Origin of the sequence: Affinundibacterium seohonense (assembly GCF_014284305.1) — a bacterium.
Lineage (GTDB): Bacteria > Pseudomonadota > Gammaproteobacteria > Burkholderiales > Burkholderiaceae_D > Undibacterium > Undibacterium seohonense.
On sequence record NZ_JACOFW010000001.1, the window covers coordinates 95,346 to 118,300 of the forward strand.

A 22,955-nucleotide genomic window follows, 5' to 3' on the forward strand; every position below is an offset into this window, starting at 1 on the left:
ACGGATAAATCATGCAAGTAAAAGATCAACTAATTCAGCAATTAAAGCAAGTGCAAGTAATTCAAACGCAGTTCGGGGATCTGATTGGTAATGACTTCAAGTCCGCCATAGATGACTCAAAAGTGCATTCGATAGGCGATATCGAAAATCATCTCAAAATACTAAAAGAAGAAAATAGAACCCTGCAAATTGGCATTATTGGTAGGGTGAAAGCAGGTAAGTCCTCGCTACTAAATGCCTTGTTTTTTGATGGTAAAGATGTGTTACCACATGCAGCAACACCGATGACTGCGGCTCTAACAACTTTGAGCTATGGAGATCGTCCAGCCATGCGTGTGGAATTTTTTTCCAAAATAGATCTGTTGGCGTTTGAGAGACTTTTTAAAGATCACGAAGAGGCGATCTCTAAAGGGATAGAAGAAAAAAAGCAGCACCGTCAACAAGCAGCCTTACGCGTGACTGCGCCTACTTCTAATATTGCTGCTTCCCGCAAGTCGCCGTCAGTGGCGGTGCGCGCAATTCCTGAGAAAACTGACAATGAATGGTACGACATCGTTAAGAAAGAATTGCAAAGCAAAAATCCTAGCACTGCTTCTGCGCATGAACTTTGGTGCAATGTGGTTGAGGCTGGTGGCATTGAGAAGCGACCAAAAGATCTACGAATTGAGAAGAATAGTATTGCAGAATTGAGTCGAAGCCTAGGGGATTATGTCGGTGCGAAAGGACGGCATACACCCTACACCAAATGTTTGCATCTGGAATTACCTTTTGAATCGTTAAAAGACATCTGCGTGGTTGATACACCGGGTCTAAATGATCCCATACTATCCCGTGAAAAGCGGACTCAAGATATGTTGAAGGAGTGTGACGCTGTATTCGTTATTAGTCCCGCTGGACAATTTCTCACAACACAGGATCTAGAGTTACTGGAGCGCTTGGCAAGCCGTGAAGGTGTAAGAGAAATTTTTGTGATTGCCAGTCAAATTGATGGTCAGCTATTTGGCGCCGAATTACAGGATTGCGCAGGAGAGATTCTTGAGGCAATCAGTCGCCAGAAAAAGAGTTTGATTAAACAGGCTCAAAAAGTGTTCGATAGTGAAGCGGTGCAACGCTTACAAATTGGTGATTTATCTGAGCAACTTGAGCAACGAATGCTAACAACGTCAAGCGTAGCATATGCGATGCAAACACTTCCACCTGCAAAATGGAATGACACTATCAAGCATGCTGATGAGATGTTGCAGAAAAAATATCCCTTAGGGTTCGCAAATCCTGAACAACGCAAACAAACCTTGGAAGCCTTGTCCGGCCTACCTTCGGTCGTTCAATCATTACATCACGTCCGACATCATAAAACCAATATTTTTGCCTGTCGTGAGTCTGACTATCTCGATGGTCAGTTGCAGGCAAGTGAAGCCTTAGTGAGTGCACTTAAAGTCAGAGCCGAAAAGCACCAATCTATTTTTATTAATTCGGACTTAGGTGAAGTTAATGCCAGATTAAAGGAAATCAATTCTGTACGTAAAGTAGGAATTGCATCAGCTGTTACCGTTTATGATCAGTTGCTTCAGGATTTGCGGATTAACTTACCCATAGAACTAAAGAAGTTAATAAATACGAGTTTTGAGAAAGCATCTAGCAAAGCGGAGAGCGCCAAAGGCTCTGAATTAAGGACACGTAACGTTTCCGGTATGTGGTCTTGGATGAAGAGAGTAGTCGGGACTGGAGGCACAGAAGACTACTCTGTCATGATAATTGATGCTGCCAGTGTCAGGCGTGAATTCGAGAACTTTAGTGCAATCCTTGAGACATCGCTCATTGAATTAGTCGGCAAAACTGGCATCAAATGGCGTAATGATGCAAACAAAGATATTTTGGCGGCATTACGTGAAGCCATCGATAGTACTTATATTGATGTGAATGAAATCAAGAGAAATTTGCGAAATGTGGTCAATGATATGCTGTCAGTGCCGGTACCGGAGCTTCCTAGCATACCAGACAACATGTATGCGACAGGCAAACTTGAGTCTTCCCAAGCAGTAGCGTTTGGTGAGGCTGCAAAAGAATATCTTGATAATTTAAAGAAATTAAGCGGCACCTATGTCGAGAAATTCGAGAAGCAGTTAAAGGAGTCTGAAAAGAAAAGTATCGGTGAAGCTTTATTTGATGACTTGCTACAAGAGGCAGAAGAACTCAGAAAGCAACTCAAAGATTGTCAAGCTACTAAGCAACGGTATGATAAATTGTTATCTCTGCTTGAAGAGATGGCAGCATGAGCCTTACACCACATTTTGTCGAACGCGCACGATCATCGCTTGAACGATTATCATGTTGGTGGAGGTGCTGGGGTCGCAGCACTGATGTCAATGTCCTCTCGCAATTGATATTGGAAGCAGAGTCAAACTTAGTTCAGTCCATAAAAGAGTTTGGAGTTATCCAAGGAAAATTAGAAGCTTTGAATCATGATTTTTTGAAGTTAAACCATGAAAGAGATGCCCTTCAAAAGTCTTTCGAAACGCTACAGATTTCGCATACCGATTTGAAGCAAGAGCATGTGGCTCAATCGCAAGTCTTGAATGAAGAGCGTGTTGCGTCTCAGATAGTGCAAGTCAATTTGAAAAAGCTAAGTCAGGAATTTATCATCCTGACCGAACTTAAAGACGAGATTCAACAGTCTTTCGATAGGCTATACATTTCACATACAGATTTGAAACAAGAGCATGAGGCACAGTCACTGGTTTTGCAAAACGAGCGTGCAGGTTTTATTGTGATGCAAACATCACATATTTTTTTAAAAGATATATTGAGTGCTCAAGACGACTATCTGCCTAAACATCAAAATTTTCAACGCCTGTTCTACGATGATTTCATGGCATTTGCAAACTCAGAAAATTTTTTCGATCGTGAAGCTGATGCGGTACTTCAGTTACAAGCTGTCTCTGATGAAGTGCGATTACTCTCGAGATTTCCGGTATTTCGCGAAAAAACCATTGTCGCCATTGCGGGAGGCTTTAGCAGCGGGAAATCATCTTTGTTAACAAGCTTTTTTGATGATAAATCCTTGGTTCGTTTGCCGATAGGAATAGAGCCGGTGACTGCAATACCTACCTATATCGTCTCTGGTGAGCGTTCGGTGATTACTGGCTTTGCTGCACACGGTGGTACTGTCGCGATTTCTTCGGAGCTATATGCCAAAATGGGGCATAAATTTGTCGAATCATTAGGGTTTGACCTTCGACGCATACTTCCCTTTGTTGCATTGGAAACCCAATGGACAGATCAATTGGATCACCTGTGCTTTATCGATACCCCTGGCTATAACCCACCCTCAATAGGAATCACTGCCTCTGATAGCACTGCAACTGTTGAAGCGCTACAACAAGCCGATGCAGTGCTTTGGGTGATTGCACTCGATGCTAATGGAGAAATATCTCATAGTGATATTGAGTACCTGACAGCGCACCTTCCATTAACGCCGCTTGGTATTGTTATTAATAAAGCAGATTTGCGTCCACTTACGCAAGTTATGGAAGTGATGAAACAAATCGGAGACACTTTAGATACCCTTGGCATCGAATATATAGGAATCAGTGCGTATAGCAGCGTAGAAAAACGGGAATTAGCTTTCGAGAAGGCCAGTCTGCAAGAGATGCTACAAATTTGGAATGTACCTAGCTTACGTAAGGACAGACTAATTGCCGACGTCAAACAAGTATTCGATTCCTACAGAGATGCATTTCTGCACGAAATCGAACATCGAAAAGGCTTAGCTACTATAGTCAAAGATCAGTTATTGGATTTGCACGAACTAGGGATATTTGATGAAGAAATTCAAGAGTCCAATGCGGATGATACAAATAAATATGAAACGTCTGAATCGATCGAGAATGTAAATCCAATACCGACTCTAGGGTCGCTTCTAAAGGATAAGCTTGATACAAAATCACCAATTGAAATCAAAGAAAAGAGATCTGTACGCGCACAAAAAGTGCGGCAGGATTTGTCGCAAAGATTAAATGATATGAATGGGCGAACCGACTTGCTTATTCTTAACGAGCTGCTCGACACAGCTACCCATATTGAGGAAGCCATGACGGAGGTACTTAACGATGAATGGTGATGAAGCAAACATACAACATCGTTTACTTAAGGAACTTATAGTTCCTGCACTCAGATCAAAACCTGAAGAGAATTCCCCTTTATCCGTCTTCAAAAACCTAATCGACACCAAATTTGCTGCGTTCGCCAGACAAGCAGGGTCAATGATTTCGCAAGAAATATACGAAAGTCATGCTGAAGAATGGCGGTCGATCTTACAGCAATTAGAAGTTTTAACCGCCACGGCAGCAATAAGACGCAAACGACTAGTCGCGGTGGGTGGTGGTTTTAGTGCTGGCAAATCGGCCTTCGTCTCTAGCTTAATGCAGAATAAATCTATGCGTCTGCCAAGTGGCATTGAGCCTATTACGGCGATACCGACATATGTTATCGCTGGCAACAGCGATAACATTACGGGGCATACTGTGCATGGTGGCGGAATCACGATTGAGATTGATCTTTACCGACATTTGACACACGAGGTAATTCACGAGGCCAGCATTAACCCAAAAGAGGTTATTCCATTTATTGTAATTGATACGGCAATACTCAAACTAGAACATATTGGCTTAATTGATTTGCCTGGACATAATCCCGCTGGATTCAATGACAATACTGTTCAAGACGCACAGACAACTGAGGATTACAGCGACAAATCAGATGCCTTGATTTGGGTACTAGGAATAGACTCGACTGGTACCTTGCCTCAAGATGACATAGCGCCGATACTTCATTGGGTTATCCGTGGAAAACCTGTCTATGTAGTGCTGAACAAAGCGGATTTGCGTCCACAAAGCCAGATCGCCGAAATAATGGCAGAAGTTAAAACTCAGTTGCAGAGTGAACGCATTCCGTATGAAGGTATTTGTGCTTATAGTTCAGTCGAAGCACACTCGTATGCGCAATACAAACGCGGCATCAACACATTCTTAAAAGCATTCGATGAACCTTCAGAAGACCCTCTTCGCAAAATAAAGCAGCAGCTTGATGGCATTTTTAGGGAGTACAAAGAAAGTATAGAATTCGCCATTGAAGAGCGGCAACAAATGGTGAATCGATTTCGTTCTCTTACCTTAAATTTGAACAAGGCTAATGACTTGTTCGATCAGATCACTGCACCACCGAAAAAGAAACGCGCACGAAAAAAAATAATTTTAGAAACTACGCCTTCGGTCGATCCAACATCTCCCTGGCCATTTTTTTCAGGCAGGTCAACAAAGCCTGCTGAAGAGCCAGCAGAACCCGATGTTCCTGCCGCCGCATTTGATCACGATGATATAGAAAGGCTCTTGGTTTTGCGCGAGCGCGCGTCGAACTACCTAGAAGAACTTAAGGCAACAATAGAGCCATTAAAACACCTACGTGATCTGATAGAAGAAGGTGATCAAATTAAGAAAGCAATGAGAAAAGTAATGAGCTCAATTTAGTCTAATGTCGAGGATCAATCAACTATTTGATCCTCGACTTGCAGGTTAAAAATTAGAGATATTTCAAATCTCAAAAAATAGGTAAATGAATTTTTATCCCTATTCGCGCTAATCTTTGCTATCAACTTGAGCTTCTTTAATCCAACGAATATAGCTGCCCAATGCAGCAGTCGTGACAATTCCAGCGACAAATGTGATTGCAAATGCAGCGAGACTTTCCAGTGGTGACGTATTGTTTCCCATGATTTTTTCCTTTTGAAGAAAGTAGATATTAAATATGATGCTAGCGATCGCTCGACTTTTTTTTCGTTTTTGCGATCAAGGTATCCAAGCGTTTTCCATTTTGCCTTCCTCTTTAATTTGCTGATGTGATTATGGGTTTCTTTCTGTCGATAACCAAATGATGGGCTAAAGTCGCGACAGTATCTGTCGCGATACTCATTTATGGTTGTTACGTATAAAATCACTTACATAGATTTGTGGTTGTAGACAAAGTTTATGCCGTGGAATTTTTGAATTACATGTTTGTTGATAAAGGTATCTTTAAAGAATTCAGGATATGGGATGACTCTTACAGAAATACAGATCTACTTTCGCCATGTCTTACCAGCGAAAGATGATCAAATCTTTTTTTTATCTCAGCTGCTGGAATCTGTTTCCATAGCTAGGGAATATTCTGGTGCCTGGTCTACAACAATGTTGAAAAATGGGTTTCGCTTAAACGTTGGTCAAGTTGAAGCTTTAAGTTGTACTTTTCAAAAAGTTGAATCGGCACGGAAGTCCGGCTGTCAGATCGAGCTCCGCATATTGCTTGCAGGTGATGATTGTGATTTAGCATTCAATCTCAATCCGGAATTTGAATCAATAGTTGCTATGAATTACGCATCTATTGGACAAGCTCATTGGTGTTATAGCTTTATGCTTGGTACCTTGCATTCGATGAATTTAGAGGATATTTTGGATGATGTTGGAGAGCAGATTAAGCGCCTTGCTGGATTGCGCAGGCGATACATTGATCGTGCAAGCCATACATCGATTGGAAAAGTACGAAATAAGTCCAATTTCGCAGCGACTCATTGCCCCGCTTTGATAGAGTACGCAGAGTTAATTTGCAAAGTCGAGAATGAGTCCACGGGCGGGTGGTACAACGGATATAGCTGGAAAGAGCGCGAAGCAAAATTAAAAGAAGCGCATCGACTTCAAGAAATGGGAGTGTTGCAGCCTGCATCCGGCCCGTGCCAGTTATGTGGTGACCCTAATGTGGAAGTTAAATCTCATGACGAAGATTATAGTCTTCCGTACTTGTGGGGCGGTACCGCAGAATATGCCCTCTGTCTCCACTGCCACATACACAAACTGCATCGTCGATTTACTAACCCACAATTGTGGTTAGATTTCTTGGCACATGTACGCCGAGGAGGTTACGCTAGTGATCTTAAAGATAAAGAAATCAGCAAAGAATTTTCTCAGTACCGTAAAGCCGTTGCATCTGGTAGTGCATTTACTTTAGTTAGTTTAAGACCCTATACCCAAGAAATCGGGCAAGAGTGGTTTTCTAAATTGAGTACTGATCCCAGCAGCCTGAGAGATACGAACGCTAGACCACGTCCATAAACCAACTGAGTATTCATATCAAATGACATTACAAAATCGTGTTACGCCTTTTGGCCAACTGAAAGCCATCAATTCGCGTGGGAAGTTTTTAGGAAATCGCGGAATACTTCATAACGATGAAAAGCACATTATCAAGCAATGGCGCCATAAAGCGTGGGTGACTTGTAGGCTTGATTATCCAGGCATTCGACGTGAGATTTTTAGTAAGGGTAACTATTCCGAATTGTTTTTTCTTGATGAAGTGACTGCTTTATCTGCCGGACATAGGCCATGTGGTGAATGTCGTAGAGATGACTACAAGCGTTTTAAGGAACTTTGGCAGATGGCGAATTTAGAGTCATGTGAATCCGGCAGCATAAGCATTGCACAGATTGATAAGCAAGTCCATACCGAGCGCGCAGGGCGAGATGGCACCAAGGTGACATACCAGTCTAGTTTGAATGAAGTTCCCAACGGAGTTTTCATTTCAATCAATGGGGTCGCAGTCTTAAAGTGGAACAATAAGTTGCTCGAATGGTCTGCTGATGGATATTCAAAATACGAAGGTGTTTTACCGGAAGATTTTGTCGTTGATGTCCTCACGCCCAAATCTGTAGTTGGCGCGGTGAAAGCTGGATACGTGCCACAAGTTCATCATTCTGCTGATTAGTCGATTTGAACAAAGATTTGTTTCTGCAGGTCTTTGTTCTTGTAGTCGTGTCGAATAACTGAACCACAGAAGGTGAATATCATGTTGTCTTTCTTGTTTTTATTGTTTTCATCGATCGCATAGCTGGTCGATGTAAATGCCATCTGATACGTTTCAAGTTTTTTCCTATTGTTTAATTTCATTTGATTGAAAAATATCATCCCTTTGTGTATGGTAAAATGTCAGCATGCTTTGGATCTTCATGGGTGGATTCGATGCTTTGCTAATGGTGGGGTAACTTTGGGGGTAACTAATATTGCCCAATAGTTGAAACCTAATGTGTATAAGGGGTTTGGGGTTTTTTATAATTCCGGCCTCGGCACCATTTTATATTGTAGTAAGTTTTTCTAAACCCGCCCTTCAGATGAAGGGCGGGTTTTTTTATTGCTGTTAAACTGGTGTTTTTTATGTCCGGGGCATGAAATGGAAGCGACCAAAGTTATTGAATTTGAGCGTCCGCAAATGGATGTTGGGAGTAGTTGTACTGCATCGGCGTGGGCGCGTGTGCCCGATACTCCGAGTATTGATGAAAAAATCCAATTGAAAAAGCGTATTGCTGAGCTGTTGAAGGAAAAGCAGGCAGTGTTGGTGGCACATTATTATGTGGATTCCGACTTGCAGGACCTAGCGGAAGAGACGGGCGGTTGTGTCTCTGATTCCTTGGAAATGGCACGTTTTGGACGCGATCATGCCGCTCAGACTTTGATTGTTGCTGGTGTAAAGTTCATGGGCGAGACTGCGAAAATTCTTAGTCCTGAGAAGACAATCTTAATGCCGGATTTAGATGCAACATGTTCTTTGGATCTCGGCTGTGATCCCGACGAATTTGCCGCATTTTGTGATGCTCATTCTGATCGTACCGTGGTGGTGTACGCGAATACTAGTGCGGCGGTGAAGGCGCGTGCAGATTGGATGGTGACTTCTAGTGTTGGTTTGGATATCGTTGCGCATCTGCATGCTCAGGGTAAGAAAATTCTTTGGGCGCCAGATAAACACTTGGGTGGCTACATTCAAAAACAGACTGGTGCTGACATGTTGTTGTGGCAAGGCTCATGCCTCGTGCACGACGAATTTAAAGGAATTGAATTAGAGATTCTGAGGGAGTCTCACCCCGCGGCGAAGATTTTGGTGCATCCAGAGTCGCCTGCCTCGGTTGTGGCGTTAGCGGATGTAGTGGGGTCCACGTCGCAATTAATTAATGCCGCTAAAACCATGGATGCGCAAGAATTTATTGTGGCTACTGACAACGGTATTTTGCATAAGATGCAGATGGCGGCACCGGGTAAAAGATTTATTGTGGCACCTACGGCTGGCAATAGTGCGACTTGTAAGAGTTGTGCGCATTGTCCTTGGATGGCGATGAATGGTTTGCGCAATCTTTTGCATGTGCTTGAAACTGGTGAGAATCAAATTCAGGTCGACCCTGCGATTGGGCAGCAAGCGAAGCGTTCAATTGATCGCATGTTGGATTTTGCTGCAGCACGAAAAGCGAATGTGATCCCTAGTGGTGATTTGGCGCGCGACGCGAAACTCTTTTCTGGCATTGGTCCAGCTTAAGGATGGCTATGAATCTCCAAAATACAAATTTACAGAATGCGTTTGCGCCGTTTGATACCGATCTTTTGAATGCTTTAAATGCTAGTGTGCAGTTGGCTTTGACGGAAGATGTGGGGAGCGGTGATTTGACTGGTGAGTTGGTGCCCTCGAACGCGGTGGCGGTCGCTCATGTTGTGGTGCGTGAAGATGCCATTTTATGCGGTGCGCCTTGGTTTGATGCAGTCATGTTTGCGCTGGATAAGAGTATGCGAATTGATTGGCAGTATGCAGAAGGTGCTCTAATGAAGGCAGATACTGTGGTGTGTAAAATTCATGCGCCGGCACGGAGTTTATTGACTGCAGAGCGTAGTGCATTGAATTTTTTGCAGTTGTTGTCGGGTGTGGCGACGGTAACTCACCGTTATGTCGATTTGATCGGCGGTACATCGGCGGCGATTCTTGATACGCGCAAAACCTTGCCAGGTATGCGTTTGGCACAGAAATATGCTGTGCGTGTCGGGGGTGGGAAAAATCAGCGCTTGGCTTTGTATGATGGGATTCTGATTAAAGAAAATCATATTGCCGCAGCGGGTGGTATCGCGAATGCATTATCTTGTGCTGGGGTAGTAGTCGCCAATCATAATCGTCAGATTACAGTGCAAATTGAAGTGGAATCTTTGGATGAGTTGCAGCAAGCATTAAGCGCTGGTGCAAATTCGATTTTGCTGGATAATTTTGATGTCGCCATGATGCGTGAGGCTGTCTCAATCAATCAAGGTCGGGCTTTGTTGGAAGCCTCTGGCGGCGTGGATTTGACAACTGTACGTGCCATCGCAGAAACTGGGGTTGACCGTATTTCAATTGGCGGTTTGACCAAAGATTTGAAAGCAGTTGATTTTTCTTTGCGGATTCAGGCTTGAGTGCAAATGCTTAGTGCAAATTTGCGCTGACAAATGTAAGCGGCTCGCAGTGTGAGCGAGCCGTAGAGTATGAAAATCAATTGTGTTAAGCGATTGCCTTCAGCGCTTTACTTAACCCAAATGAGTTGGATTGAGATGCATCATGTAATGCGTGTCATTTTCTGTGCGATATAATTTTTTTGTTCCACCGGCGGTGCTATTAACTTCACAATGGCGAAAGAGACATTATCACCTTGTGAGTTAGCGCGATCGCGGGCTTTTTTGATGAGTAACTCTGAAGCCTGACGCGGTGAACTAGCTCCTACCGCAACGGATAATTCGATATCTGCAAAATAGTGCCATAAGCCGTCAGAGCACAGTAAAAAGGAATCACCAGGACCGAGATTATCTTTTTCACCATAGCTCACATAGGGAATCGCATTTTTTGAACCGAGTACATTCACAAGCACGTTAGACATCTTATGATTTTTTGCTTCCTCGGCGGTAATCACGCCTTCATCAACAAGGCGTTCTACATAGGAGTGATCTTTTGTTCTTTCTGCATAGTTTGGTCCGTCAAAACGATATAGGCGAGAATCGCCCACATGCGCCCAAATAGCTTTATCTGGTGAGATCACCACTGCGGCGAACGTGCTGTGTGGTTCTTTTTCTGAGGAAACGGCAGATAATTTGATGACAGTGTGGGCTTCATGGACGATGGCTTCCAGCATCTTCTTAATATCATTGCCCGGGAAAAACTCGTCAAACAGCATTTTAGCTGAGCGCACGACTTGTTCCGCAGCGATAGCGCCTCCACTTTTGCCTCCCATGCCATCGGCCACCACGGCCATCATGTGGCCTGGGGCGTGAGGAGCGGCGAAAAGGGCGACGCGGTCTTGTTGTTCTTTACGATCACCGATATGTTGAGCGGTGCCTGCTTCGATCTTATATTGGCTCATACGTCGTGGTAGATTACACTAGTCGGAAATTCCGAATTCTTTTTAATTAAACTCGTTGCATTTTACTCGTTCTTAAGGCTTATGGACCATACAAATCAAATTCGAATGCGCATTTGTGAACTAGAAGTTGAACATCGCGACCTCGATTCGGTGATTGAGGCAATTATTAAAGACCCAAATCATGATGAATTGCAGTTGCGTCGCCTAAAGAAGCGTAAATTGCAGTTAAAGGATTATATCGCGCTACTAAAAATGCAGCTATCCCCAGATATTCCGGCGTAGCCTCAGTAACTGTGTCGGGTGCATGTTCTTACTGGAATGTATCCCGAGCGTACCTTTTAGATAGTTGGTTTTGTTTTTTTGTTGTATTTGAGCGCATTTTATTTTGACTGAACATAATTTAACGTCGAATCCGCCTGGTATTCACGATCCAGAAGTAGAAAAAATCTTCGGCGACACGGGATTGCTTAGCGCCTCCATTCCCGGTTATCGCTCGCGACAAGCACAAATTGAGATGGCAAAGGCGATTGCACAGGCGATTGCTGGACAAAAGACTTTGCTTGCAGAAGCTGGAACAGGGACCGGTAAAACCTTTGCGTATTTGATTCCTGCATTGCTTTGGGGCGGCAAAGTGATCGTGTCTACCGGAACAAAAAATTTACAAGATCAATTGTATTTGCGTGATATTCCCACCATTAAAAAAGTATTGAAAGCGCCAGTTTCGGTCGCTCTATTGAAGGGACGTGCCAATTATCTTTGTCATTTTCATTTGGAACGAACTCTGCAAAATGGACGTTTGACTTCGCGTGAAGATGTTGGTTATTTGCGTGATATTTCGCGTTTCATTAAAACGACGACTAGTGGCGATAAGGCTGAGTTAGCAAGGGTTCCGGAGTCCGCACCAGTATGGAGTCTGGTGACGTCGACCAAAGATAACTGTATGGGTTCGGAATGCCAGTATTATCAAGATTGTTTTGTGATGAAAGCGCGCAAAGAGGCGCAGCAGGCGGATGTGGTGGTGGTCAATCATCATTTGTTTTTTGCCGATCTGGCTTTGAAAGATACCGGGATTGCTGAACTCTTACCCTCGGCAAATACCGTCATTTTTGATGAGGCACATCAGTTGCCGGAGACAGCGACACTATTTTTTGGCGATGCAATTTCAACCTCGCAGATTTTAGAATTGTGCAGAGATACCTTGGCCGAAGGTTTGTCCCATGCGCGTGATGGTGCAGAGTGGGCGAAAATGGTGGCACCAGTCGAGCGCGCCGCGCGTGATCTGCGCCTGGCATTTCCGCAAGATTCAATCCGATTATCGCTGCAGCAAATTGCGCCTTCTAGTGAATTTTTCCCGCATTTAGAAACTTTAAAAGATTGCTTAGGCGATCTGATTAAAGTATTAGAAAAACAGGCTGAACGCGCCGAAACGATAGAGCAGTGTCGCGTGCGGGCGATTGATTTACAAGATCAATTAGATGATTGGCGTGAATTAGATCCCAACTCAAAAGAGGCAAAAGGTAAGCCTGAATGCGTATTGTGGATAGAGGCTTACTCAACGACTTTGCAATTGCATCGAACTCCCTTATCGATTGCGCCGATCTTTAACAAGCAACGTGAAGGTGTGCCGCGCACCTGGATTTTTGCCTCCGCAACCATGGCGGTGAAAAATGACTTTACGCATTACGTCTCACAAATGGGCCTGTGGGATGAGCCTGCACGGACTTGGCCTAGTCCATTTAATTATCAGGAACAGGGCATTTTATACGTGCCTGATGGCATGCCACAGCCTAATTCCAGAGAATACACCGACGCTGTGGTTGATATGGCTTTGCCTGTAATTGAGGCAGCTGGCGGCAGAACTTTTTTACTTTGTACAACGAATAAAGCGGTGAAACATTGTGCCGAGCGCCTCAAGGATGAATTCGCCAAACGAGAATTGAATTTCCCTTTGTTTGTGCAGGGGGATGCGGGGCGTACTGAATTATTGGATCGCTTCCGTGCATCGGGTAATGGTGTTTTGATCGGTTCGCAAAGTTTTTGGGAAGGCGTCGATGTGCGTGGTGAAGCGTTGTCCTTAGTCGTGATCGATAAGCTACCATTTGCGCCACCAGATGATCCTGTGCTGGCTGCCAGGATTGAGGCGATGGAAAAGAAAGGCCTGAACGGTTTTGTTCATCACCAATTGCCAGAAGCGATCATTAATTTAAAGCAGGGTGCCGGACGTTTGATACGTGATGAAACGGATCGTGGTGTGTTGATGATTTGTGATCCTAGATTGATCTCGAAGCCATACGGCAAGCGTATTTGGCAAAGCCTGCCAGCGTTTGCACGTACCCGTGAATTGCCTGTCGTTTTACAGTTTTTTGCTGAACTTGATCAGGCCCGTAATAAACAATAAGCAGGGAGTGAGCATGATTATAAATGCTGAACAAGAAGTCGTTGACCAAGTGATCCGCGCACGTCGTTCAATGCGAGCATTTTTGGATACACCAGTTGCTCGTGAAGACATTGGCGCGATATTGGAGGTGGCTGCTCGCGCACCCTCTGGCACCAATACACAACCATGGAAAGTGTATGTGTTGACTGGTGAAATTCTGCGTTCTTTGTCGTCAAAAATTCTTGCGGCACACAATGATCCTGAAATCGCCAAAACGCATACCGAAGAATACAAATATTATCCAGTTGAATGGCGCAGCCCCTACATAGATCGACGCCGTAAGGTCGGCTGGGATCTGTATTCATTGCTGGGCTTGGGGCGTGAAAATAAACTTGGTATGCATGCGCAACATGGCCGCAACTATCAATTTTTTGATGCCCCAGTCGGCTTAATTTTTACCATCGATCGAATTATGGAGCAGGGCTCGTGGTTGGACTACGGCATGTTTTTACAGAACATCATGCTGGCAGCGCGAGCGCGGGGGCTCGATACCTGTCCGCAGGCTGCTTTTACCCAGTATCACAGGATTATTGCAACAGAATTGGGTATTGGTGATCAAGAAATGCTGGTGTGTGGTATGTCATTAGGCTTTGCCGATATGAGCAAAGTTGAAAATTCCCTACAAACCGAAAGGGCAAAGTTGGAAGATTTTGTGAAATTTTTTGATTAATTTGCGTTTGTTTTTTTGTAATAAATATCGAATTGCAGATCAAATCAATATTAAAAATTTATATGATTTAATAACTTGTGATTCAAATGCGAAGAATTTTAATGAGGAAGTCTCGCTAAGTCTTTAATTCTCTTGCGAATTATGAAGAATTTGCTACACTGCGTTCCATCAGGAAATTTTTTGCCTCAAGGAGTATTACATGGTTGCACTACGTTTGAAGTCTATGGTGAAATCTATGTTTGGTTTTACATTCAATAAAACTGTTTTTTCAACTCTTGCACTCGCCTCAATTTTTGCTGTTTCACAAGTTAGCGCTGCCAACGATACCCATCATCGTACGAAAAAATCTAGCGCCAAAAAATCCACACTGGTTCACACTAAGTCCCTCGCTTCAAAAAAATCCTCTAAGCGAAGTAAGCAAACTTTGGTTGTTTCAAAATCCAAAAAGCTAGTGAAAGGAAAGCGTGGTAGCGTTCGATATGCGAATTTAGTCAACGAAGGCCCAAGTATAGGCGATGCGGTTGGGTTAAAACAATCGAAAGACCCATTGTCATTGGCGTCAAATGCGGCTTTTGTGGTGGATCAAGATAGTTCAAAAGTCTTGTTTGAAAAAAATTCTGAAGTCTCTTTACCTATCGCATCAATTACCAAGTTGATGACTAGTTTAATTGTGGTCGAGGCGAAGTTAGATCTTGATGAAATGATTGAGATTACGACTGAGGATTTGGATAAAGAAAAGGGTACTGGATCACGCTTAGCGATCGGTGCCAAATTATCGCGTGCCGATTTATTGCATATCGCCTTAATGAGTTCAGAGAATCGCGCTGCGTCTGCATTAGGGCGTAGTTATCCTGGCGGTTTGCCAGCATTTGTCGCAGCGATGAATGCTAAAGCCAAGCAATTGGGTATGAATGATACCTATTATGTTGATTCTAGCGGCTTATCCAGTAAGAACGTGGCCAGTGCGCGCGATTTGGTCAAACTCATTAATGCGGCTTATCAGTTTCCTTTGATTCGCGAATATTCGACCGATACACGCTACGTCGTTAATCCTAAAGGCAAGCGTTTATTGGAATATGGAACAACCAATCATTTGGTAGAGAATTCAGAGTGGAATATTGGGTTGCAAAAGACCGGTTACATTGCAGAAGCAGGTCGTTGTTTGGTGATGCAAGCGATAATCGAAGGCCGTGCTGTTGTGATGGTATTCTTGGATTCGAAAGGTAAGTATTCACGTATGGCAGATGCAGGCCGAATTAAAAAGTGGATACAAGCGATGCGCCCTCAGGCATAGTGTTTGGCATTTCTGCTTAATTTCTGCTTAGTTAGATAGTTGACGAAAAAAAAGCTTTGCGGTTGCAAAGCTTTTTTTACGTCTCTAAAGTCGAACTTTATTGCTGAGTTGAGACGTTAAATATGCTATCCCACAAGCGTTCACTACTTTCAACGGCGTTTTGCACTTTCTCTCGCTGCACGCGCGCCCGTTCTTCGCCTTGCAGGCGAATATTGTGTTGATATTTTCGTAGTAAGCGATAGCTATCCGCGGCCTGATTTGCCAGTTGCACATCAATTAAACCTAAGCTTCCGCACAGTTTGAGTAAAGCGATATTGCCAATATTACCGGTGAGTTCTGGGTGTAAGTTGGAGTACCGCAAAACTAAATATTGAACCATAAATTCAATATCAATCATGCCACCGTGATCGTGTTTTAAATCAAATAATTCACTGCGGTTAACGTTGGCTTCACGCATTTTTTTGCGCATATTGATGACTTCGGTTTTGAGTTGAACCTGATCTCGCTCTAGACGTAGCACGCGTTCACGTATTGTTTCAAAACTTGCTCCGATGTTTGTGTCGCCCGCACAGAATCGTGCTCTGGTCAGAGCTTGATGTTCCCACAACCAAGCGGATTTTTCTTGATACCGTTCGAAGGCCTTGACTGAGGACACCATTAAGCCACTGGCACCATCAGGGCGTAATGCGATATCGATATCAAATAAAATTCCAGACGACGTATGGGTTGTCATCCATGTGATGAATCTTTGCGCTAATTTTGCATACGACGCTGGCGCGTCCTGATCCTCATCGTCGTATAAGAAAATTAAATCCAAATCAGAGGCGTAACTGAGCTCTTTGCCTCCGAGTTTGCCGTAGGCGATCACGGCAAATTTCGGGACATCACAATGTCTGCTTGCAATGGTTTTCCAGGCAGCTTGAACGACGGCTTCAACCATCACATCGGCAAGTCTGGATAAGGAGTCAGCAAGATGTTCAACTGTGACTTTCCCTTCTAAGTCTTGCGCTAGCAAGCGAAAAAGTAAGGCATGGTGCAATTCCCGCAAGCTATCTAATTGGGCCTCAACATCGCCCACTTGCTCTTGCATCTTGGACCTAAGTTCAGCGCTGAAATCATTCCAGTCAGGAGCTTGATGTAAAACCGATTCATCCAATAGTTCATCTAACAGTATGGGATGACGACTGAGAAATTTTGCGGCCCAGTCACTGGCACTCATCATGCGAATCACACGTTGCAGTGCGTGGGGGAATTCGCTAAGCAAAGACAAATAGGCAGTGCGTCGCGCAATATGCTCCATGAAATCTAACAAGCGGTGGACAGTTGTCGCCTGACCTTCGGCAAATTGGGAAATGGTTTTTAATGCGCTATGAATTAAGGCCGCCAGCTTTTGTTGGCTAGCTTCTGGCAATGTTTGTATTTTGCTCGATTGCCATAGGCTACCTAATCGTTGTGCGACCTCAGGGATGTCGTGAAAACCTAGACTTTGCAGGTGAGCGATGATGGTTTCATTCGCATCGGACGCCGACATCGTCGTGGTGTTGAGGACTTCATCTTCTTGTTCTGATTTATCTTTGAAAATTGCGTCAAATTGTTCTGCCACGAACTGCATATGTGGAATCAAAACAGTATTTAAAGCGACCACGTCCTCATAGCCCATCATTTGTGCGACCAAGTGTTGATCATCAATATTAGCTGGAAAAACATGGGTCTGTGCATCATCCAGATATTGCAAACGATGTTCGACATTCCGTAAAAAAGCATAGGCAGACATCAATTGATCGATGACTTGCTGCTCGAGGATTCCTTTGTCTGCTAAGGTGAGTAGGGTGTTGCGGGTGGAACGATCACGCAAGACAGCTTCACGTCCGCCACGAATAAGTTGGAATACCTGTGCTAAGAATTCAACTTCACGGATGCCACCACGACCCAACTTAACGTTAATGCCACGATCAGGATGGCGAGTCTCCTGACGTATGACTTCGGCGCGAATTTGATGGTGCATATTGCGTAAGGAATCGATCACTCCATAGTCGAGATACCGGCGATAGACGAAGGGGAAAATAATTTTTTCTAGAATAGCTATGTGTTCCGGTTTTCCAGTGATGGCACGTGCTTTTACCCAGGCATAACGTTCCCATTCCCGTCCTTGTACCAAGAAGTAGTCTTCTACCATGCCAAAACTGGCGACCAGTGGTCCTGAGTTGCCGTTTGGACGTAGCGCCATGTCGACTCGGAATGAAAAGCCGTCCTCGGTAATCTCGGATATGGCTGCGATCAATTTTTTACCAAGCCGGCTAAAAAACTCGTGATTGGATAAACTACGTTGATTGCCCGATGCCTGTGTTTCGCCATCTTCGTTATAACAAAAGATTAAATCAATATCGGAAGAGACATTCAATTCATGGCCGCCTAACTTACCCATGCCTAACACGATCAACTCTTGTGCTTCGCCAGAGTCTTCACCGATCGGTTGTCCATGGTTGTCCAGCATGTCTTGCATCAAATGTTGCAAATGCGTTTGAATCACAAAGTCGGCAAAATCACTAATCGTGGTGATCACTTCATGTAAATCCGCAGCACCATTCAGGTCTCGCTTAATCAAGCAAGCAAGTAGTAGATTTCGTAGCCGTCGCATTGCTGCCAAGTTTGACGCACCTTGAGCCATCTCCGCTTGCAAAATCTCAGCAAAATTCGCTTTGCTCAGGGATAATAGCGATAATTTCTCAAGTTCTTGTGATCTGCTATCTTTGGCATTGAGCCAGCGTGTGACGAAGCGTGAAGTTTGAAGGCGAGTATTCATGAGCAGATGTTTTTAATAGACTAGAGTTGGTATCGTTGATTTTGCTGTAAAGCATCGTAAGCTTATTTGAAAAAACACAAATACGCTTTGAAATTATCCTTAGTCACGGTATATTTTGTGCCTAGTTGTCAAAATATTTGATTTTTTTGAAGTGAATCGGGGGAGTATGTTGTTGTTCGCAGGTTTATTTTTACAGGCGTTAGGACAAGCGTTAGAGCGCGTTCCCCCTCATCTTGGCGAAGCGCCAATTTCTATATATCCACGGTGACAGTGGAAAATTCCTCGAATCAGACAAACTCTGTGCACGATCAGGCTGCACAAGGTCTTCACGGTTGGCGTAAAGCCTTGTACAGCGGGCGGCGCGTCTGCGTGTTAGCCGCTTTTCAAGGTGGGCGTGGCTTACGCAGAACTTTGCGCTTCAGTTTGCAGTTTTTACTGGTTTGTTACTTCATTTTTGCCGCACTTTTTCTGTGTTTGCGTTACGTGGTATTACCAAATGTTTCAAACTATAAACAAGAGATTGAACAAGTCGCTAGCGAAAAAATCGGTCGGCGGGTAAAAATTACGAGCCTCGATGCTAGTTGGCAGGGTTTTAGTCCACGGATCGCATTACGTAATGTCGTCATTCATGATTTGAATGCCAAACCTGTTTTACAACTGCCGGAGATTAATACCACATTGTCATGGTGGTCCTTGGCAGTTTTGGAGGTACGTTTTTCAAACATAGAATTAGTGCGGCCAACTCTGCAAGTTCGTCGCAATCCACTCGGTATCATTGATGTCGCTGGCTTTCCATTGCAATGGGATACCAAGAGCGTGAACGATGATCGCGGATTGAATTGGATTTTGGCGCAACATGAAATCAGCATACGACAAGGGCAGGTGAGCTGGGACGATCAAGCACGTGCACAGCCGGTATTACACTTGAAGTCGGTCAATTTCCTATTGACCAATCATTGGCGTCAACATCAATTTGCTTTGCATGCAATACCACCTTCGGATTTGGCGGCGCCAATTGATGTGCGTGGGAAGTTTCAACAGGCTGTCTTTGCGCGTAAGAAATCTGATCTCTCGACTTGGTCAGGGGAATTGTACTCAGATTTGCAGCAAGCAGATTTACCGGCAATTCATCAATACTTCCCATTTCCTTTTAGTCTGGATAAAGGCTTAGGCAGCGTACGCTCATGGTTGAAACTAGAACATGGCCGTCTAGCAGACTTTACTGCGGATGTGCAATTGCGAGATGTGCTGGGCAAGTTTCGAAAAGACCTTCCGGTGTTGGACATGGCGCAAGTGAGTGGGCGCGTCATTGCGTCTGAAAAAGTACGCGCAAATCGACAATATTTATCTTTGTTGCCGGGGCAAGAAGCACATAGTTTGGCCTTAGTAAACTTCTCTATGCAAACCAGAGATGGGTTAATTTTGCCAGCGACCACACTAAAGGAAACTTTTACTCCAGGTGAAAATGGTCAAGGAGAAAAAGTCGAGGTCTATGCGCAATCATTAGATTTGCATTCGCTCGCTAATTTTGCTGAGCATTTGCCAATTCCAGCTGATCAGAGGCGATTACTAATTAACGTCGCGCCGAAAGGCATACTGAAAGATTTCACCGCTCGCTGGCAAGGGAGTTTTCCTGAGATTTCGAGTTATAGCATCAAGGGGCAGTTCAATAATTTAGAGATGCAAGCATTGAAGGCACAATTGGCGCGTCCTCGTTCAGGCAAAACGCCAGCCAAGGCGGCAGTGCCAGCGATACCCGGTTTTGATAATTTATCTGGCTCAATTGATGCCAACGATAAAGGTGGTAGTTTTACGTTGGACTCAACTGATTTGCTATTGCAATTGCCGACTTATTTCGTCGATCCATTGATGCCGTTCAAACGCCTAAAGATGCAGGCACGTTGGCAGTTTCAAGAGGACGACCGTTTACAATTTCAAATTCAAAATATGGACTTTGAGCAGGACGGTGCAATTGGCTCTTTGAGTGGCAAACATAGTCTTTCAATGCGGCATACTGATTTGGGCGAAGTTGATCTGAGTGGGCGTTTGCAGGGTTTTGATCTCAAAACAATTACACGTTATGTGCCCTCGGAAACACCAGAACATTTACGTGTATGGCTGAGCACGGCGTTGTTAGATGGCAAAGCGAATGATGTGGTATTTCGACTGAAAGGAGCATTGGCGGATTTTCCATTCGAGCAAAAACAAAATTCAGGTTCAAAACAAGGTGAATTTTTAGTCAAAGGAAATCTGCAGAATGGTAAATTGAACTTCCTACCGGGCTTTTTCGCGAAAGATGGTGTGTCACCTTTTTGGCCGGTAGTTGACAGTATCAAAGGCAGTTTTATATTTGAACGCGGACGCATGGAAATTCGTGGCGATACCGCAAGTACGAATATGGTGCCGTTGAAAAAAGTCCGAGCTGTTATTCCAGATCTACTAGATCATCATCCAGTGCTATTGATTGACGGTTTGGCAGCAGGGAATCTACAGGCGATGGTGAATTATGTTAAAGCCAGCCCAGTAGATGACTGGATCGGTAAATTTTTACACGACACCACTGCAGCCGGCAATGCCCAGTTGAATCTAAAGTTAGAACTACCATTGAATGAAATTGATACGTCGAAAGTAAATGGTGTACTCCAATTAAACGCTGTTGAAACCAATCTGCAGCCGGACCTGCCGCAAATTACGGGTCTCATTGGAAAAGTCGAATTTAATGAACGAGGTGTCAATTTAAATTCTGTTAGAGGAAATTTGTTAGGCGGTGCGGCGCAGGCAAGTGGCGGCTCTCAAAAAGATGGCGCAATAAAAATTAAAATCGAAGGACAAGCAAGTGCAATAGGCATCCAAAAACATTTTGCTAATCTTGAACTCAGTAGGTTCCTGCAATCCTTGCGTGGTGAGACCCAATACAGTACGTTGATTAATGTAAAGCGACGTCAAACGGATTTATTAATTGAATCTGATTTGCAGGGTTTAGCATGGAATTTGCCTGCACCCTTGACCAAGACCGCGTCGGAAACAACACCACTTCGTTTTGAAATGAATAGCGAGGCTAGTAATCAGATCAATGAATTGGGAGACCAAATTAAACTGAGTGTTGGTAATCGTTTGCATGCGCACTATCAACGCAAAAAAAGTATTGATGCGAATGCTAAATGGCAGGTATTGCGCGGAGGTGTGGCAGTCAATACTGCTGCGCAATTACCTGATACCGGTTTGTCTTTTCAGATTCAAACGAAATCGTTTAATGTGGATGAATGGCGTCGGTTTTTAAGTGAACAAGAGCCCATTTCAGAGTCTGTGATGTCAACACCAGTGGTGTCGTCACCGAATTCAAATACCAAGCATGAGTTTGCACAATATACAGAACCGAATAGTTTTTCTTTGGTAACAGATGAAATTTACTTATTTGGTAAAAAACTAGATCAAATTGTCTTAGGTGCCTCACATCAAGCTGGGCTATGGCAGGCCAATTTGGATTCTAAACAAGCCTCAGGATTCATATCTTGGAATGGTCTTGGTAATCAAGAATCCGGTGGGCAAATTTCGGCACGATTGAGCCGCTTGATGATCCCGAAATCAGCGGCATCTGATGTTGGTGATTTACTGGAAGCGAAAAACACGACAAGGCAAATTCCAGGTTTAGATATTCAGGTTGATAATTTTGAGTTGTTTGATAAAAAGCTCGGGCGTTTGGAATTAAATGCGAGCAATTCACTAGCGGCTCAAGGTCGTGAATGGACTATCAATAAATTGAAATTGAATAATGAGGATGCCCAATTGAGTGCGACTGGTAAATGGGTTGCTCGTGGTGGTGGATCGCAAACGACACTACAGTATGTTTTAGATATTGAAAATTCAGGCCAATTACTTGATCGTTTACATTTTCCAGATGTTTTGCGTGGTGGCAAAGGCAAGCTTGAAGGCGATGCGCAATGGACTGGGCTGCCATTTGATATTGATCTTCCTAGTTTGAATGGGCAGCTACAGCTGAAGTTGGCAGCTGGGCAGTTTTTAAAGGTCGATCCAGGCGCCTCCAAGTTGTTAGGTGTTTTGAGTATGCAGTCCTTGCCTAGACGTTTTACCTTAGATTTTCGTGATGTGTTTTCTGAAGGATTTGCCTTTGATAGTATTGTGGGTACTGCGAAGATTCAGCATGGCATTGCATCCACTGATAACTTAAAAATGAGTAGTGTGAATGTGGCGGTGCTGATGGAGGGGAATGCAGACATCGCGAAGGAATCGCAGGATATCCATGTTGCCGTGATTCCCGACTTGAATGCTGGCGCCGCTTCCGTTGTGTATGCTTTAGCGGTGAATCCGGTTATCGGCTTAGGTACATTTTTGGCACAATTGTTTTTTAGAGATCCACTGAGACGAGCCTTTACTTACGAATATCAAATCACCGGACCCTGGGCGAATCCCATCGTGTCGAAAATTGAAAACAAAGAACGCCAGCAAATATTAGATAAACAAAAAGCCGAGCAAAACAAAGCTAAAGTCGAAACAAAATAAGGATTCGTT

15 protein-coding genes are annotated in these 22,955 nt (G+C 44.0%); 12 read left to right on the forward strand and 3 right to left on the reverse strand.

Going from position 1 to position 22,955, the window contains the following annotated elements:
* The first annotated feature begins 11 nt into the window (after positions 1 to 11).
* The 3 genes from H8K52_RS00400 to H8K52_RS00410 are packed head-to-tail and all read left to right on the forward strand — an operon-like array spanning position 12 to position 5,525.
* Positions 12 to 2,276 (forward strand): dynamin family protein, encoded by a 2,265-nt coding sequence (locus tag H8K52_RS00400; RefSeq protein ID WP_186920541.1) that lies wholly within the window; start codon positions 12 to 14, stop codon positions 2,274 to 2,276.
* Positions 2,273 to 4,120 (forward strand): dynamin family protein, encoded by a 1,848-nt coding sequence (locus H8K52_RS00405; protein ID WP_186920542.1) that lies wholly within the window; start codon positions 2,273 to 2,275, stop codon positions 4,118 to 4,120. The genes H8K52_RS00400 and H8K52_RS00405 overlap by 4 nt, the downstream gene beginning before the upstream one ends.
* Complete coding sequence (locus H8K52_RS00410) at positions 4,110 to 5,525, forward strand: dynamin family protein (protein WP_186920543.1); 1,416 nt, start codon at positions 4,110 to 4,112, stop codon at positions 5,523 to 5,525. The genes H8K52_RS00405 and H8K52_RS00410 overlap by 11 nt, the downstream gene beginning before the upstream one ends.
* Before the next feature lie 108 nt (positions 5,526 to 5,633).
* Here H8K52_RS00410 and H8K52_RS21515 read toward each other — a convergent pair whose 3' ends face one another.
* Positions 5,634 to 5,768 (reverse strand): hypothetical protein, encoded by a 135-nt coding sequence (locus H8K52_RS21515; RefSeq protein ID WP_281387902.1) that lies wholly within the window; start codon positions 5,766 to 5,768, stop codon positions 5,634 to 5,636.
* 321 nt (positions 5,769 to 6,089) lie between these two features.
* On the opposite strand from H8K52_RS21515, the gene H8K52_RS00415 reads away from it, so the two are divergent.
* From H8K52_RS00415 to nadC, 4 genes are all read left to right on the forward strand, one after another.
* Positions 6,090 to 7,139 carry a hypothetical protein gene (locus tag H8K52_RS00415; RefSeq protein WP_186920544.1) on the forward strand — a complete coding sequence of 350 codons (1,050 nt, stop codon included), beginning with the start codon at positions 6,090 to 6,092 and terminating at the stop codon, positions 7,137 to 7,139.
* A 22-nt stretch (positions 7,140 to 7,161) separates the two neighbouring features.
* Positions 7,162 to 7,788: a hypothetical protein gene (locus tag H8K52_RS00420; protein ID WP_186920545.1), complete on the forward strand. Its 627-nt coding sequence runs from the start codon at positions 7,162 to 7,164 to the stop codon at positions 7,786 to 7,788.
* 462 nt (positions 7,789 to 8,250) lie between these two features.
* Entirely contained in the window at positions 8,251 to 9,384 is a 1,134-nt protein-coding gene (gene nadA, locus H8K52_RS00425) for a quinolinate synthase NadA (protein WP_186920546.1), read from the forward strand.
* 2 nt (positions 9,385 to 9,386) lie between these two features.
* Positions 9,387 to 10,283: a carboxylating nicotinate-nucleotide diphosphorylase gene (nadC, locus tag H8K52_RS00430; protein WP_186920547.1), complete on the forward strand. Its 897-nt coding sequence runs from the start codon at positions 9,387 to 9,389 to the stop codon at positions 10,281 to 10,283.
* Positions 10,284 to 10,423: 140 nt separating this feature from the next.
* Here nadC and H8K52_RS00435 read toward each other — a convergent pair whose 3' ends face one another.
* Positions 10,424 to 11,221, reverse strand: coding sequence for a PP2C family protein-serine/threonine phosphatase (locus H8K52_RS00435; RefSeq protein WP_186920548.1), 798 nt, complete (start codon positions 11,219 to 11,221; stop codon positions 10,424 to 10,426).
* A gap of 81 nt (positions 11,222 to 11,302) precedes the next feature.
* Between H8K52_RS00435 and H8K52_RS00440 the strand changes: the two genes are divergently transcribed.
* The 4 genes from H8K52_RS00440 to pbpG all read left to right on the forward strand — a co-directional run bounded on the left by H8K52_RS00440 (position 11,303) and on the right by pbpG (position 15,622).
* Positions 11,303 to 11,503: a YdcH family protein gene (locus H8K52_RS00440; RefSeq protein ID WP_186889399.1), complete on the forward strand. Its 201-nt coding sequence runs from the start codon at positions 11,303 to 11,305 to the stop codon at positions 11,501 to 11,503.
* A 103-nt stretch (positions 11,504 to 11,606) separates the two neighbouring features.
* The gene (locus H8K52_RS00445; protein WP_186920549.1) at positions 11,607 to 13,619 is read left to right on the forward strand and encodes an ATP-dependent DNA helicase; all 2,013 of its coding nucleotides are present in this window, start codon (positions 11,607 to 11,609) and stop codon (positions 13,617 to 13,619) included.
* Between the two features lie 13 nt (positions 13,620 to 13,632).
* Entirely contained in the window at positions 13,633 to 14,328 is a 696-nt protein-coding gene (locus tag H8K52_RS00450) for a nitroreductase (protein WP_186920550.1), read from the forward strand.
* A 199-nt stretch (positions 14,329 to 14,527) separates the two neighbouring features.
* Positions 14,528 to 15,622: a D-alanyl-D-alanine endopeptidase gene (pbpG, locus tag H8K52_RS00455; protein WP_186920551.1), complete on the forward strand. Its 1,095-nt coding sequence runs from the start codon at positions 14,528 to 14,530 to the stop codon at positions 15,620 to 15,622.
* Positions 15,623 to 15,719: 97 nt separating this feature from the next.
* Here pbpG and glnE read toward each other — a convergent pair whose 3' ends face one another.
* On the reverse strand, positions 15,720 to 18,425 hold the full coding sequence (glnE, locus tag H8K52_RS00460; protein WP_186920552.1) for a bifunctional [glutamate--ammonia ligase]-adenylyl-L-tyrosine phosphorylase/[glutamate--ammonia-ligase] adenylyltransferase: 2,706 nt from the start codon (positions 18,423 to 18,425) through the stop codon (positions 15,720 to 15,722).
* A 264-nt stretch (positions 18,426 to 18,689) separates the two neighbouring features.
* Here glnE and H8K52_RS00465 point away from each other — a divergent pair, with 264 nt between their 5' ends.
* Complete coding sequence (locus H8K52_RS00465) at positions 18,690 to 22,946, forward strand: YhdP family protein (RefSeq protein ID WP_186920553.1); 4,257 nt, start codon at positions 18,690 to 18,692, stop codon at positions 22,944 to 22,946.
* Positions 22,947 to 22,955 lie beyond the last annotated feature (9 nt).

What these genes read in the sequence shown, in the direction of transcription:
- nadA (WP_186920546.1), top strand. Translation starts at nt 8,251, where the DNA reads ATGGAAGCGACCAAAGTTATTGAATTTGAGCGTCCGCAAATGGATGTT.
- H8K52_RS21515 (WP_281387902.1), bottom strand. Translation starts at nt 5,768, where the DNA reads ATGGGAAACAATACGTCACCACTGGAAAGTCTCGCTGCATTTGCAATC.
- glnE (WP_186920552.1), bottom strand. Translation starts at nt 18,425, where the DNA reads ATGAATACTCGCCTTCAAACTTCACGCTTCGTCACACGCTGGCTCAAT.
- H8K52_RS00440 (WP_186889399.1), top strand. Translation starts at nt 11,303, where the DNA reads ATGGACCATACAAATCAAATTCGAATGCGCATTTGTGAACTAGAAGTT.
- H8K52_RS00415 (WP_186920544.1), top strand. Translation starts at nt 6,090, where the DNA reads ATGACTCTTACAGAAATACAGATCTACTTTCGCCATGTCTTACCAGCG.
- nadC (WP_186920547.1), top strand. Translation starts at nt 9,387, where the DNA reads ATGGCTATGAATCTCCAAAATACAAATTTACAGAATGCGTTTGCGCCG.
- H8K52_RS00410 (WP_186920543.1), top strand. Translation starts at nt 4,110, where the DNA reads ATGAATGGTGATGAAGCAAACATACAACATCGTTTACTTAAGGAACTT.
- pbpG (WP_186920551.1), top strand. Translation starts at nt 14,528, where the DNA reads ATGGTTGCACTACGTTTGAAGTCTATGGTGAAATCTATGTTTGGTTTT.
- H8K52_RS00405 (WP_186920542.1), top strand. Translation starts at nt 2,273, where the DNA reads ATGAGCCTTACACCACATTTTGTCGAACGCGCACGATCATCGCTTGAA.
- H8K52_RS00450 (WP_186920550.1), top strand. Translation starts at nt 13,633, where the DNA reads ATGATTATAAATGCTGAACAAGAAGTCGTTGACCAAGTGATCCGCGCA.
- H8K52_RS00435 (WP_186920548.1), bottom strand. Translation starts at nt 11,221, where the DNA reads ATGAGCCAATATAAGATCGAAGCAGGCACCGCTCAACATATCGGTGAT.
- H8K52_RS00420 (WP_186920545.1), top strand. Translation starts at nt 7,162, where the DNA reads ATGACATTACAAAATCGTGTTACGCCTTTTGGCCAACTGAAAGCCATC.
- H8K52_RS00400 (WP_186920541.1), top strand. Translation starts at nt 12, where the DNA reads ATGCAAGTAAAAGATCAACTAATTCAGCAATTAAAGCAAGTGCAAGTA.